Origin of the sequence: Pseudomonas sp. Pdm06 (assembly GCF_014851795.1) — a bacterium.
GTDB lineage: Bacteria > Pseudomonadota > Gammaproteobacteria > Pseudomonadales > Pseudomonadaceae > Aquipseudomonas > Aquipseudomonas fluorescens_AA.
Map to the genome: position 1 here is coordinate 269,193 of NZ_JACVAH010000003.1, position 13,338 is coordinate 282,530.

General features: G+C 62.1%; 11 protein-coding genes and 1 pseudogene. 9 read left to right on the top strand and 3 right to left on the bottom strand.

The genetic code is table 11. The annotated features are described in order from the left end of the window. Positions 1 to 65 precede the first annotated feature (65 nt). Entirely contained in the window at positions 66 to 1,316 is a 1,251-nt protein-coding gene (locus IB266_RS06795; protein ID WP_192260668.1) for an MFS transporter, read from the bottom strand. Positions 1,317 to 1,761: 445 nt separating this feature from the next. Here IB266_RS06795 and IB266_RS06800 point away from each other — a divergent pair, with 445 nt between their 5' ends. The 4 genes from IB266_RS06800 to IB266_RS06815 all read left to right on the top strand — a co-directional run bounded on the left by IB266_RS06800 (position 1,762) and on the right by IB266_RS06815 (position 5,851). Then, the gene (locus IB266_RS06800) at positions 1,762 to 2,781 is read left to right on the top strand and encodes a substrate-binding domain-containing protein (protein ID WP_192260816.1); all 1,020 of its coding nucleotides are present in this window, start codon (positions 1,762 to 1,764) and stop codon (positions 2,779 to 2,781) included. Positions 2,782 to 2,936: 155 nt separating this feature from the next. Continuing rightward, the gene (locus IB266_RS06805) at positions 2,937 to 3,362 is read left to right on the top strand and encodes a YciI family protein (protein WP_092165420.1); all 426 of its coding nucleotides are present in this window, start codon (positions 2,937 to 2,939) and stop codon (positions 3,360 to 3,362) included. Between the two features lie 23 nt (positions 3,363 to 3,385). After that, the gene (locus tag IB266_RS06810; RefSeq protein WP_192260669.1) at positions 3,386 to 3,793 is read left to right on the top strand and encodes a VOC family protein; all 408 of its coding nucleotides are present in this window, start codon (positions 3,386 to 3,388) and stop codon (positions 3,791 to 3,793) included. A 315-nt stretch (positions 3,794 to 4,108) separates the two neighbouring features. Then, entirely contained in the window at positions 4,109 to 5,851 is a 1,743-nt protein-coding gene (locus IB266_RS06815) for an OPT family oligopeptide transporter (RefSeq protein ID WP_192260670.1), read from the top strand. Between the two features lie 81 nt (positions 5,852 to 5,932). Here the strand turns inward: IB266_RS06815 and IB266_RS06820 are convergent, their stop codons facing one another. Further along, positions 5,933 to 7,090: an alpha/beta hydrolase family protein gene (locus IB266_RS06820; protein ID WP_060742810.1), complete on the bottom strand. Its 1,158-nt coding sequence runs from the start codon at positions 7,088 to 7,090 to the stop codon at positions 5,933 to 5,935. Between the two features lie 1,342 nt (positions 7,091 to 8,432). Between IB266_RS06820 and IB266_RS31090 the strand changes: the two are divergent. Next, positions 8,433 to 8,594 (top strand): annotated as a pseudogene (locus IB266_RS31090) (HAMP domain-containing protein); the annotation flags it as partial. A 57-nt stretch (positions 8,595 to 8,651) separates the two neighbouring features. Continuing rightward, on the top strand, positions 8,652 to 9,452 hold the full coding sequence (locus tag IB266_RS31095; protein WP_412548293.1) for a methyl-accepting chemotaxis protein: 801 nt from the start codon (positions 8,652 to 8,654) through the stop codon (positions 9,450 to 9,452). Between the two features lie 24 nt (positions 9,453 to 9,476). Here IB266_RS31095 and IB266_RS06830 read toward each other — a convergent pair whose 3' ends face one another. After that, positions 9,477 to 10,388, bottom strand: a complete 912-nt coding sequence (locus tag IB266_RS06830) for a LysR family transcriptional regulator (protein ID WP_053178948.1) — start codon at positions 10,386 to 10,388, stop codon at positions 9,477 to 9,479. Positions 10,389 to 10,713: 325 nt separating this feature from the next. Here IB266_RS06830 and IB266_RS06835 point away from each other — a divergent pair, with 325 nt between their 5' ends. The 3 genes from IB266_RS06835 (at position 10,714) to IB266_RS06845 (ending at position 13,333) form a co-directional block, all read left to right on the top strand. Continuing rightward, on the top strand, positions 10,714 to 11,652 hold the full coding sequence (locus tag IB266_RS06835; protein ID WP_060742808.1) for a VOC family protein: 939 nt from the start codon (positions 10,714 to 10,716) through the stop codon (positions 11,650 to 11,652). 15 nt (positions 11,653 to 11,667) lie between these two features. After that, the gene (locus IB266_RS06840; protein ID WP_103308162.1) at positions 11,668 to 12,021 is read left to right on the top strand and encodes a Rieske (2Fe-2S) protein; all 354 of its coding nucleotides are present in this window, start codon (positions 11,668 to 11,670) and stop codon (positions 12,019 to 12,021) included. A 187-nt stretch (positions 12,022 to 12,208) separates the two neighbouring features. Continuing rightward, positions 12,209 to 13,333 (top strand): FAD-dependent oxidoreductase, encoded by a 1,125-nt coding sequence (locus IB266_RS06845; RefSeq protein ID WP_060742807.1) that lies wholly within the window; start codon positions 12,209 to 12,211, stop codon positions 13,331 to 13,333. Positions 13,334 to 13,338 lie beyond the last annotated feature (5 nt).

Here is a 13,338-nt window from a genome sequence, read left to right on the forward strand (position 1 = left end):
AACGCTGACGGTGAAACGGGCGGTCAGTTTGCCGCCCCATCAACGCATTGCCTGGCCAAGTGGGGTCAGAAAACGGTTTTCTTGAAGGGGCTAACGGAGACGCCCCGATAGAACGACAAAATGGCCAGCACCTGCACGAAGACGGCTGCTGTCACGACAGCGACGATGGCGTGATTCGGATCGGTGAAGGCGGCGCGCAACAGGCCAAAAAAGGCCGGGGCGAAGGCGTAGGTGGCCTGGCTGATCGCAACCAACAGGGCGATCACCCTGGCGGTATGTTCACGGCTGAACTCGGCCTGTGCTATCAGCGGCGGCAAGGAGGTGGCATTGCCAATGCCCGAACCGATCAGCACCACGGCTATCCAGGCCACTGTCGGGTGAAGGTCCAGGCCCAGAAGCATCAGCGTGCCCAGCATCTGGACGGTATAACCAAGGCAAGCCAGCTGTCGGCGATTCATACCTTGGGTCATCAAGCGTGCGGCGACGTATCGCCCACCTATCGCACTGGCGGTGGCCAGCCCCATGGCGAATGAGGCGTCATGCGCCCCCATGCGTCCCACCAGGATCGAGTACAGGTGCGCGATCAAGCCGATCTGGGCAAACAGCCCCAAGGACATGCCGGCTGCCAGGGTGCGGAAACTGGCCGACCTGAGCGTCTGCATGACGGTCCACGGCGCGGCGCTGGCGCTGATTGGCACGGGGGCCGGCGGGGCTGCATTGTCGGGATGTTGTCCCTGGCTTTGTGGGGTTTTGTTGAAAACCAGAAAGGCGAAAGCGCCTATGAGCAGCACCGCGATGACGCTGATCAGCGCCGCCGCCGGGGCAAAGCCGAAACGCTCGATCAGCCACACCCACAGCGGCGAAAAGATCACGCCTCCCAGGCTGGCGCCGTTATAGGCCTTGCCCAAGGCCTTGGGTCTTTCCTTGACGTACCACGGCGCGATGAGGGTGTTAACGGCCGCGGCCCCCAATGTCACCCAGCCGATACCCGAGCATACGGCGCCGGCATACAGCACCCAGGGCTGGTTGGCCTGCGCCCAGAGGTTCACGCCGATGCCCAGGACGATGCTGCCAAGCAAGGTGATGGCGGGGATGCCGAAGCGTGCATAAAGGCGTGGCAGGTTGGCGATGACCATCGTGCCGCTGAGAAAGTGCAAGGTCACGGCAGCCGAGACCTGGGCTATTGGCCAACCCGTGCGCTCAATGACCGCCTGCATATAAATCGGCGGGCCATAGAAGCCGATTCCCCAACCGATCATCGCCAGGATGAACGTGCAGGCCAGTACGGTTTTTCCAAAAAAACGGGTGTGTGTCATCGCCATCTCCTCCAGGGTGGCTCACAGACTATGCGCGCGACAGGCTCCTCACTTCGTGGTGCGTCGAACAATGGATGTCGAGCACGATCGCTTGTCCAGATCCAGGCCGGGCGCGACAAGGGTGGGCCTTCAGCGATCCGGAACCGATCAGGGGGCCGGGGCAGAAAGGATGTTACAAACTTGCTATTTCCCTTTCGGGCCGATGACAGCAGAGCCGACTATCCTTGCGGACACTGAACGTAAACGCTGCATCCATAAATAAAGAGACGCCATGTCACATTATGATTGCGCCATCGGCTCCAGACCCGGCATCACGCGCGGTGATCGAACCTGTTTGATCAAGTCCCGGTTGCTCCGGATAGTTTCAATGACGATGCTCTGTCTTTTCACGGCAACGCCTGGGTATGCCCAGGACCTGCCAGCCGCGACGAACACGACGGTGACGGTGACTCAAGCGCAGGAAATGGTGGCCAAGGCCACCCTCGGTGCCGTTCCCTGGAGCGGCCCCGAGTCCGGCCCGCCCGCCCAGCGCGGCAAGAGCATCGCCATTGTCGCAGAAGATATGCGCAACGGCGGCATTGTCGGCGTCGCCCAGGGCGCTCGCGAGGCCGCCAAGGCGATGGGCTGGACGCTGAGGGTATTCGATGGCGCTGGATCCTCGGCCGGGCGTGCAAAGGCCTTTGCCGACGCCCTGGCGGCGAACCCCGATGGGCTCATTCTGTGCGGTGCCGATGCCCTTGAGAACAAGGCGGCGCTGGCCGTCTTCGCCGACAAGGGCGTGCCGGTGGTGGGCTGGCACGCCGGGGAGCGCCCCGGGCCGATTGTTGGCACGCCGATGGCCATGAACGTCACGACCGACCCGCTCGAAGTGGCTCGCATCACGGCCATGGCGGCGGTGGCGCAGTCGAACGGAAAGGCCGGTGTGGTGATCCTGACCGACTCCAGGTACAGCATCGCCATGGCGAAGGCCAAGGCCATGGAAAGCGTCATTCGGGCCTGTCGGGAATGCTCGTTGCTGGAGGTGCGCGATGTGGCGATCTCCGAAAGTCGCGAGAAGATGCCGGCGATCACCACGGAACTGCTTCAGCGCCATGGCAAGCGTTGGACCCACACGCTGGCCATCAACGATATCTATTTCGACTATGCGGTTGCCACCTTGGCCAGCGCCGCGATACCCCGCGACGGCATCAGTCTGTTGTCTGCCGGCGACGGCAGCGCTTCGGCGTTCTTGCGCATCCAGGAAAAGAACTACCAGACCGTCACTGTGGCCGAGCCGCTCAATGTGCATGGCTGGCAAGTGATCGATGAATTGAACCGACTGATGGCAGGCCAGCCGGTGAGCGGCTTCGTGGCACCGGTTCACTTGGTCAATGCCGACAATATCACCTTGGACGGCGGGACGAAGCTGCTGTACGACCCAAGCAATGGTTATCGAGACATCTATCGATTCCAGTGGAATCCCTGAGCGTTGCACATGGTTTCACGGCAGGGGGGCCTGGGGCTTCCAGGCTGCCAACGCTCCGTCGAAAAATAATCGCGTCGACCTGTCGATTTGGACCATTGCCATTCGATTAGTCCGTAGAGCCGCCACAAGGGTGGCCATTCTCAGGAGATACGAGCATGCGATTTATGGTGATCGTCAAGGCCAGTCCGGAATCGGAAGCCGGAGAAATGCCCAGCGAAGAACTGCTGGCCGCCATGGGCGCCTACAACGAAGAGTTGGTCAAGGCCGGGGTGATGCTCGCCGGTGAAGGCCTGCATCCCAGTGCCGAAGGCGTGCGTGTGCAGTTTTCCGGCAAGAACCGGACTGTCGTCGATGGGCCCTTTGCTGAGACCAAGGAGCTGATCGCCGGCTTCTGGATCTTCAAGGTCCAGTCATTGCAGGAGGCCATCGATTGGGTCAAGCGTTGCCCGAATCCGATGGTCAGCGACAGCGAAATCGAAATCCGCCAGATCTTCGAACTCGAGGAGTTCGGCGAGTCCTTTACCCCCGAATTGCGCGAGCAGGAAGAACGCTTGCGGGCGCAGATGGCCGGTCAATCGTGACGCCGACGACAGGAGAACCCAGCATGAGAATCATCCCGTACCTGACCTTCAACGGCCGCTGCAAGGAAGCCTTTGCATTTTACAAGGACGTGCTTGGCGGCGATCTGTTTTCCATGTCCTATGCCGAGGCGCCCGAGGACGTCGGCATGCCTAAGGACGCCAGCCTGATCATGCACGCCTGCCTGACCGTGGGCAATTTCAGCCTGATGGCGTCCGACTGCCCACCGGGCCAGCCGTATAGCAAACCACAAGGCGTATCGATTTCCCTCAATGTCGACAGCGTGAAGGAGGCCGAGCGGCTGTTCGAACGCTTGAGTGAGGACGGTCACGTGCAGATGCCCTTGGACAAGACCTTCTGGGCGGAACGCTTTGCCATGTTCGAAGACCGTTTCGGAATCGCCTGGATGGTCAATTGCGAGGGCCAGCAATAAGTCGAACGCTGCCTGGTCGCGATGCGCCGCCTGGCCCTTGGCAGCGCTCGCGACATGCCTCACTTCCTGCCCATGGATTGACGATTCTGGCGAGCACACTTGCCAGGGTTTCCCTCCGTCATGTGAACCTTGCGCCAATACTGCGTTCACTTATTAAGTTGCCGCTTTACATGACCCTGTGGGAGCGAGCTTGCTCGCGATGGCGGAGCGTCAGTCTCTATCCCTGTAGCTGATCCACTGTCATCGCGAGCAAGCTCGCTCCCACAGGGGGGCAGTCTGAATCTGACGGTGGCCCAGTGCCGATAAGGACTTCGCATGCACCCAACCTCATCCACATTCCCCTTGAACGCCACAGTCGAACGCGAGCTCAGTCCGCGCGCGGTCAGCACGGGGATTGTTCTCGGTATCCTGCTGACACCTTCCAATGTCTACGCCGGGTTGAAGATCGGTTGGTCGTTCAACATGTCGATCATTGCCTTGCTGATCGGTTATGGCATCTGGCAAGGCTTGGCCAGTCGATCCGTGGGGCGACTGCCCTGGACGCTGCACGAAAGCAACATCAACCAGACGGTGGCTTCTGCCGCGGCGTCGATCATTTCCGGTGGGCTGGTCGCGCCCATCCCGGCCTACACCCTGCTGACCGGCCAGCAGTTGGATGCCATTCCCATGGTGGCCTGGGTTTTTTCGGTGAGTTTCCTGGGGATCTGGATCGCCTGGTACCTGCGACCCTCACTGCTCAATGACAAGGCGCTGAAATTTCCTGAAGGCATGGCGACCCTGGAAACGTTGTTGCACATCTACAACCACGGCCACGAAGCCGCGACGCGTTTGAAGGTGTTGCTCAGCGCCGCGTTGCTGTCCGGGCTGGTCAAGGCGGTCGACACCTTCATGTGGGCCATCCCGCGCTGGTCTCCGAGCGCTCAACTGGAGCGCCTGACCTTTACCGCGGACCCTTCGCTGCTGTTGGTGGGGTTCGGCGGGATCATCGGTATTCGCGTGGGCCTGACCCTGCTGCTCGGTGCTGTGCTGGCGTGGGGTTGGCTGGCGCCGTGGCTGTTGGAACAGGGCCTGGTGCAGTTGCCGCACGGCAGCAGCGGCCCGCAGTTCGCGGCGCTGGTGGAGTGGTTGCTCTGGCCGGGAGTGAGCCTGATGGTCTGTTCGACCCTGGCCTCACTGGCGATTCGCTTGTGGGCATTGCACCAGTCCACCAAGGCGGGCGGCGGGGCGATCTGGACGATACCCAAGCTTGGGCCTGCTGCCGGTTTCGCACTGTCGATCCTCCTGGTGGTCAGCCTGCAAGTGCTGTTGTTCGGTATCAACCCGTGGATGGCCTTGTTGACCATTCCCCTGGCGATCTGCCTGGCGGCGGTGGCCGCCCGGGTGGTCGGCGCCACGGGTATTCCGCCAATCGGCGCCATCGGGCAATTGTCCCAACTGAGTTTCGGCATCGTCGCCCCGGGCCAGGTGCCGATCAACCTGATGAGCGCCAACACCGCCGGTGGTTCGGCCGGGCAGTGCACCGATTTGATGAACGACTTCAAGGTCGGTCGGGCGATTGGCGCCACGCCGCGCAAGCAATTGATCGCCCAGACCCTGGGTATTTTCATCGGTAGCATCGTCGGCGTCCTGGCCTATCTGGCCCTGATCCCGGACCCGCAAACCATGCTGCTCACCGAAGAGTGGCCGGCCCCGGCGGTCGCCACCTGGAAGGCCGTGGCGCAAACCCTGACCCTGGGCCTGGATTCATTGTCAGCGAGCATTCGCTGGGCGATTTTCATCGGCGGCCTGGTGGGTTTGTTGTTGGGGATCCTCGACAGCCTGCTGCCGGCGCATCGGGCCCGCTACCTGCCGAGCACGGCGGCCCTGGGCCTGGCTTTCGTCCTGCCGGCCTCGGTGTCCCTGATGATGGCGTTCGGTGCGGTGCTGACGTGGCTGGTGAGCTGTCGCTGGCCGAGCCTCACCGAACGCTTCGCCATTACCGCGGCGGCGGGGTTGATTGCCGGGGAGAGCATTACCGGAGTGGGGGCGTCGTTGTGGCAGATGCTTGGGGATGGGTGAGTAGACACCCATCGCCCAATCGTGCCGTCGCCCCGAAGGTTCAAGCCCTGGCCGCGTACCGGAGCCTGGATTTCACCCCTGTCATGCAGTGCGACCGCCGAGCACTTCAGCCACCCAGTCGGCGATGTACTGGCCGGCATTGATACTGTTGTCGAAACTCGAATGCTGCACGCCACCCTCACGTTCGGTGAAGACTTTCAGCTCGCGCTTCGGACTGTTGACCAACTGCTCGTAGGTGCGGTGTGCCCATTTCAGTGGAATCTGCGAATCCTTTTCACCGTGGGTGACCAGGAAAGGCACCTTGATGCGATCCAGAATACCGTCCAGGTGGACATTCTCGGCAATGGCCATGAACTCGTCCGTGTCCTTGGCGCCCCAGACCCAAGCCACGTGCGACCAGTAATGCGGCACCGGGAAGCTGCCTTCTTTCTCCAGGCGGCGTTTCTGTACATCGCGCCAGTCGTGGTTGGCGCCCCACACCACACCGCACGCGAAGCGTGGCTCGAAGGCGACCGCGCGCGGACAGTAATAGCCGCCAAGCGACACGCCTTCCAGGCCAATGCGTTTGGCGTCGACATCGTCGCGGGTCTCCAGCCAATCCACCACACGACTGGCCCAGTGCTCGCTGTCAAAACGCGCCGTCAGGTGATGCAGGCGCAGCGCCTCACCCGTGCCGGGCTGGTCGATGATCAATGACGACACGCCACGTTTGGCCAGCCAGGCGGGCAGGCCGACGCGGTATTTCATTTCTTTGGTGGAATCCAGTCCATTGACCTGCACCAGAATCGGCGCGGGGCCGCTGACGCCTTCGGCACGGACCAGCAGACCGGATATGTGTTTGCCTTCGTAAGGGATTTCAACGCGCTCGCAGTTTTCTCGTGCCAGCTCGATGCCGCGTTGGAAGGTGTGCAGAAAGCGTTGGTACAGCTGCGTACGGCCAGGGGCACCATGGGCCTGCAGGCGTTCGCAGCTCAGGTAGTAGGTGGCGGCGCGGTTGTATTTTTCACCGGCAGACAACATTCGACCCTTGCCTTCGTCCTCTTCTGCCAGGCCGCACAGCTTGTCGGCCATGTTCGCCCAGGTCTCACGAAAGGCTTTGCTGCCGGCGGCGTCCGGTTGCTTGGCGGCCTCTTGCAGCGGCGCGCACATTTCCTCGATTTCGCCGATGCGGGCGCCCATTTCAATGGCCAGGTCGACGGAAAGATTCCACACGTAGTTGGTCGGGAAGTAGCGAAACATGATGGTGATTGTCCTTGTGCAAGCAAAGGCAGGCGGCCAGGTCCGGGCGGAGATCGCCAGCCCTGCCGGTTCGAAGCAGGCTAAGGGGAGGACCATTGTTTGGCCAATCGCGAGTCGGGATGGGAGGTATTGCGAACGGAGATAGAGCGTATGTGCGCCGTCGACCCAGGAGGTTTTTCCTCTCCGATCAAGCCGCGAATCCGGATACCTACCATCGTACTTTGCGATTGCTCATAACGCAGGATGCGATTGGTGTCATTGGGGGACGACTCACTAGAGTTGGCGCTGCACCGCGCCGTTGGTTGGCGCCTCGGGCGTACAAAACAACAAGAACAAGGTATTGGCAGATGAGTGAGTCCCATTGCGGCACAACGATCAGCCTGGTCGCCAAGGGCAGGCTGTTTTTCCACGACCGTGCGAGGAGTCGGGCATGCTCGTACTGAATCGCGTGCTCGCGAATCTGTCGGTGGGGGCCAAGCTGTCGCTGGGGTTCGGCCTGGTGCTGCTGGTGACTCTGGGGGTAGCGCTCACGGCTTTTCGTTCCCTGGGTGTGCTGCAGCAGCGCGGTGAGCAATCGCGTCAGGAGTCATCGATCCAGGCACTGATCCTGCGTGCGCGTATCGCCGAGAAGGCATTTGCCCTGGATCTCGCTCCGCAGCGCCTGGACCAGGTCCGCGAGACGATCGGCAAACTGAATCAACAACTCGATGATGATCCGGCCAACAGCGCAGCGCGCGCCAGCGTACGCACCGCCGTCAGCGCCTATCTGGAGCAGTTCCTCGGCTATGCCGATTCGTTGCGCCGGGCTCGCGAAGCGCGATTGCGCATGCAGGCACTGGCGCAGACCGCTGGTGACAGTTTTACCCTGCTGTTTCTCGACCAACTGGATGCGCTTAACACTCGGTTGGGGCAGGGGGCGCCACCGAGCAGCGAGCAGATGGTGTTGCTCGAACAGACGGTCGCGTTGCGGGACAAGCTCGCCAAGCTGCGTGACAGCGAGCTGTACTACTCGCTCGATGGCGAGGAGCGTTACCGCAGCGACTGGGAAATGAGCATGAGTGACCTGCTCGCCGCCATGCAGGCGCTGGATCTTGGCGAGCAGCAAAGTGAGTCGCTGCAGGAGGCGAGCAGGGCCTTGGGCGACTATCGCAAGGCCTTCGTCGAGTTCGTCGACAGCCGCAAGCAAAGCGCGCAAAGCAGCGCGGCGATGAACGCACAGACCGACCAGGTGAGCAGGTTGCTGGCCGAGGCCGATGAACAGCAAAGGCAGGCGGTGCTGGACGATAACCGCGATGCCGATCGCCACTTGGGGTTGATCACTGTTTTGGCACTGGCCTTGGGCATGGGTGCCAGTCTGCTGATTCGCCAGTTGATTGTGCAGCCACTGCGCCAGGCCGTGCAGTTGGTCCAACGCGTGGCTGCGGGGGACTTGAGTGATCCGCCGTCAGACAGTGGTCGTCGAGATGAGCTGGGCCAACTGTTGGGCACCGTGGGCAGCATGCTGGGCAGCCTGCGTGGATTGGTCGGGCGCATCGACCTTGGTGTCGGCTCGCTCAACGGCATGGCCGGCAGCCTGGCTGAAGTGACCCTGAGCAACAGTCGCGGTGTCGAACACCAACGCCAGGAAACCGAGTTGGCCGCCACCGCGATGCAACAGATGGCCGCCACGGCGCAGGAGGTCGCCCGCAACGCGGGTGAGGCCAGCGAAGCGGTGGCGCATGCCGATCAACAAGCGCGCGAGGGCGATGAGTTGGTGCGCCAGGCGGGTGGCAAGATCGACCATCTGGCCAGGGAAATGAGTGGCTGCGCGCAAGCCATGCGCAACCTGCTGGTGGAGAGCGCGGCGATTGGCGGCGTGCTCGATGTCATCAAGGCGGTGGCCGAGCAGACCAACCTGCTGGCGCTGAATGCCGCCATCGAGGCCGCGCGGGCGGGCGAGCAGGGGCGTGGCTTCGCGGTGGTTGCCGATGAGGTGCGTGGCCTGGCACGGCGCACTCAGCGTTCGACCACGGAAATCGAAGGGTTGATCGTTCGTTTGAGCGGTGTGGCCCAACAGGCCGCCGAGCGCTTGCAAGGCAGTCATGCGCTAAGCGATGAAACGGTAGTGCTTGCCGCGCAAGCTTCCCAGGCGCTGGCGCGGATCACCCGGGCGGTGTCCCGCATCGAGCAGATGAACCAGCAGATCTCCGCGGCCGCCGAGCAGCAGAGCGTGGTGGCCGAGCAAGTCAGCCAGAGCATGACGCGGGTGCGCGAAGTGGCGGAGGGTAGCGCCAGGGAAAGCCTGCAACTGCAAGTCTCAACGAACGACTTGCAACGGGTTGGCGGCGAGCTCAAGACGGCCGTCGGGCACTTCCGTACCTGACTCGTCTCCAGGCTACGGCAGCAACTACTGCTCCAGCTCGTTGATGATCTGACTGATTTTCGCCCGCAGCCAACGGTGCATCGGATCCCCCTCCATGGTCCGGTGCCAGAGCATGAACTCACGCATCACCGGGATTTTCACCGGTGGTTGCAGGATGCGCAGCGGCAGGTAGTTGGCGTAGAGCCTGGCCATGCGCTGGAGCATGGTGGCGACGCGTTGAGTGCCGACGATCAACTGCGGGAGGGTGTTGAAGTCGTGGGTCACCACTTCCATGCGACGGGTGAAACCGTACTGGCTCATCAGCCATTCTTCGACGCTCAACTGCCGGTTGCGGCCAAAAATCACGGAGACATGGCCCATCTCGATGTATTGATCGAGGGTGATGCTGTCGCCCACTTGGGTGTTGCCGTCCCACACCACGCAAACGTGCTCTTCTTCGAATAGCAGCTGCGATGGATGGCCTTCGATGAGATAGCGCTCAGGCACGATCATCATGTCGGCCTCGCCGCGCATCAGCATTTCGGTAGACGTGTCGCCGGGGCCCAGCAGTTCGAAGGTGATGTGCGGGGCTTCCAGGGAGATCTTCTGGATCACCCGGGCAAACAGGACGCTGATCAGATAGTCCGAAGTGATCAGGCGAAAATGACGCTTGCTGGTGGCGGGGTCGAACACCGGTTTGGCGGTGATCGAGGACTGGATCGTCAGCAGCACCTGGCGCACGGGTGCCGCCAGTTCGCGGGCGTAGGGCGTGGGCTGCATCTTGCGTCCGACCTGCGCCAGCAGTTCGTCTTCGAAGTAGAGGCGCAGCCTGCCCAGCACGCCGCTGGTGGCGGATTGGGTCATGTGCAGGCGTTCGGCGGCGCGGGTGATGTTCTGCTCTTCCAGTAGCACATCCAGCGCCACCAGGAGATTGAGATCCAGGTGGTTAAAGCGCATGGCGGTCTCGATTCTTGTATTTATTTTGTAAATACCTTCCGGCCTTCCTATCGCGGCGTCAAGTCCCGAGCGTGGGTGAATCGAACGATGCCTGTTCGATTTTCCAGACCCTTTGCGCTGTGCAGCCAGGTATCGCATTTGCCGATAGGTCGCATCCCGACAAGCGATTAGTCAGTGGGTTTGTACCCCTTCAGTATCGGCCCACAGTCGGTTGGCGTGACGCTTGATCGACTCCAAGACCAGCCTCGGCAGCGCTGCGCCTGGCACGGCTCCCGTAAGCGGGGTGCCGGCCTGCGCTGAATAATTACAATGGAGTGGTAACTCAATGAACATCATTGGCCTTGATGCCTTGATTTTTGGCGTCGACGACATTCAAGCCTGTACCCATTGCCTGCGTGACTATGGCCTGCATCCTGTCGATGTCGACAGCGAGGGCGGACGTTTTGAAGCGCTCGACGGTACGGCGGTGATCATCCGTCGTGCTGACGACGCCCGTCTGCCGGCAGCCATCGGGCCTGCCCCCTCGATTCGTGAAACCGTTTATGGCGTGGCAAGCGTGGCTGATCTCGAGGCCATCGCCGATGAATTGGGGCACGACCGCCTGGTGACCCGCGGTGCCGATGGCTCCGTGCACAGCGTGGACGATATGGGGTTTGCCATTGGGTTCCAGATCAGTGTGCGGCGTCCCTACAGCGCACCAGCCGACCTGACCAATGCACCCGGCCATGCCCCCCAGCGACCGGTCAACCAGCCGGGTATCAACCCTGATATGCAGGCCTTGCCGCGGACGCTGTCCCACGTGGTGTACTTCGTGCCGGATGCGGCCAAGGCCGAAGCTTTTTACAAGCGCCTGGGCTTCGTGACCACCGACACCTTTGTCGGTGCCGGTCCGTTCATGCGCCCGGCCGGTTCCGATGATCATCACTGCCTGTTCATGATCCAGACGCCACCGCACATGAAGGGTTGCGAGCACTTCACCTTTCACATGGGCAGCGGCACGGAGGTGCTGTTGGCCGGGCGTCGCTTCGAGCAACAAGGCTGGACCAGCTTCTGGGGGCCGGGGCGGCACCTCTTTGGCTCCAACTGGTTCTGGTACTTCAACAGTCCGTTGGGCTGCCACATCGAATACGACGCAGACATGGACAAGCACGATGACGCCTGGCAAGCGCGCCAGGCGCCGTTGTCGGCGGATAACTCGCAGCTGTTCCTGTTCACCTCCCGGGAAAAATGGTTCCCGAGCGGCCCGCCGCCCAAGCAGGCCTGAGTGCGGATGTCGTCCATGAGTCACGATGCTCATGTTCTCTGTCGCCTGGATGAGTTGGTCGAAGGGCACGCACGCGGGTTCGATCCCCTGGGCACGGGGAAGGACAGTGTGTTCGCCCTGCGCCATGGCGGCGAGGTGCGGGTTTATCGCAACAGCTGCCCGCACCTGGAGGTGCGGCTGGAGTATCGAAAGGATCGTTTTCTCAGCGTCGATGGCCGCCAGATCGTCTGTTACGCCCATGGTGCCCGCTTCCTTCCGGACAGTGGCCTGTGTGTCTACGGGCCGTGCCTGGGGGAAAGCCTGAGTGCGCTGCAATGGCATGCAGAGGCCGATTGGCTGGTGCTCGAAGCCGGTCAATTGGAGGCGTGAGCACCTTAGCTAACGTATCGCGGTAGCTGATACATCGTATCCCTACATGCGATTAGTCAAACGCCTGCTTTGCCGAGAAAGTGAACACAACGCGGTAGCGAATGCGTGCAGAAACAGCCGGCAGTGCAGCCTGGGATCGCTCCGGCGGAGCGCTTGCGTGAATAACAAGAATAAGAGTGAGACGAGCATGAACGCAGTGAAAAAGGTGCTTATCGTCGGTGGTGGTATCGGTGGTCTATGCGCCGCAATCGCTCTGCGTCGCCAGGGCATCGAAGTCGATCTTGTCGAGCTCAAGACGCAGTGGACAGTCTACGGCGTTGGCATCATCCAGCAGAGTAATGTCGTCCGTGAGATGGCCAAGTTGGGTGTGCTGGACGGCTACCTGGATGCCGCCTACGCGTTCGAGGATGTGACCATCAATACCACCGCCGGTGAACAGCTGGCGCGAATCCCCGGCCAGCGCCTGGCGGGCCCCGAGTATCCAGCCAACGTCGGCATCTCGCGCCTGGCCCTGCATCAAGTCCTCAGCGAAACCGTGGCTGCCCTTGGCGTCTCGGTTCGTCTGGGCCTGAGCGTCGAATCGCTGGAGCAGGTGGGCGAGGGCGTTGATGTGCTATTCACCGATACCCGTCGTGGTCGCTACGACCTGGTCGTAGGCGCCGATGGGCTGTACTCCCAGATGCGCGGCTTGCTGTTCGGCGAGCAGTACTCGCCGCGTTTCACCGGCCAGGCGGTGTGGCGCTACAACTTTCCACGCGCCGCCGGAATCGATCATCTGGCCACCTTCCAGGGAGCCGCCGGCAATGCCGGGCTGGTACCGCTGGGCCGCGACCAGATGTACCTGTTCGTGACCTCCCATGAGCCTGCCAACCCCAGGATGGAGGCCGCCACGCTGGCGACCCAGATGCGCCAGCGCCTGAGTGGTTTCACCGGGCTGGTCGGCGAACTGCGCGAGCAAATAATCGACAGCGACCGGGTCGTCTACAAGCCGTTGGAAGTGGTGTTCGTCAGCGAGCCCTGGTTCCGCGGCCGTGTCGTGTTGATTGGCGATGCGGTGCACGCCACGACGCCGCACTTGGGCCAGGGCGCCGGCATGGCCATTGAGGATGCCGTCGTGCTTGGCGAAGAGTTGGTCGCCGGCGGCAGCGTCGCACAGCAGCTCGAACGCTTTATGGCGCGCCGTTATGAGCGCTGCAAATTCATCAGCGACAGCTCGGTGCTGGCCGGTGACAAGGAAATGGCCCACGACAGCAGCTTCGACCGGATCGGCCTGGTCAGGCGGATGCTCGACGTCACGGCGGCGCCCATCTGAGGCAC

Bases quoted from the DNA above. Each gene is read 5' to 3' on its own strand.
- IB266_RS06795 (WP_192260668.1), bottom strand. From the start codon at position 1,316: ATGACACACACCCGTTTTTTTGGAAAAACCGTACTGGCCTGCACGTTC.
- IB266_RS06805 (WP_092165420.1), top strand. From the start codon at position 2,937: ATGCGATTTATGGTGATCGTCAAGGCCAGTCCGGAATCGGAAGCCGGA.
- IB266_RS06810 (WP_192260669.1), top strand. From the start codon at position 3,386: ATGAGAATCATCCCGTACCTGACCTTCAACGGCCGCTGCAAGGAAGCC.
- IB266_RS06815 (WP_192260670.1), top strand. From the start codon at position 4,109: ATGCACCCAACCTCATCCACATTCCCCTTGAACGCCACAGTCGAACGC.
- IB266_RS06820 (WP_060742810.1), bottom strand. From the start codon at position 7,090: ATGTTTCGCTACTTCCCGACCAACTACGTGTGGAATCTTTCCGTCGAC.
- IB266_RS31095 (WP_412548293.1), top strand. From the start codon at position 8,652: ATGGCCGGCAGCCTGGCTGAAGTGACCCTGAGCAACAGTCGCGGTGTC.
- IB266_RS06830 (WP_053178948.1), bottom strand. From the start codon at position 10,388: ATGCGCTTTAACCACCTGGATCTCAATCTCCTGGTGGCGCTGGATGTG.
- IB266_RS06835 (WP_060742808.1), top strand. From the start codon at position 10,714: ATGAACATCATTGGCCTTGATGCCTTGATTTTTGGCGTCGACGACATT.
- IB266_RS06840 (WP_103308162.1), top strand. From the start codon at position 11,668: ATGAGTCACGATGCTCATGTTCTCTGTCGCCTGGATGAGTTGGTCGAA.
- IB266_RS06845 (WP_060742807.1), top strand. From the start codon at position 12,209: ATGAACGCAGTGAAAAAGGTGCTTATCGTCGGTGGTGGTATCGGTGGT.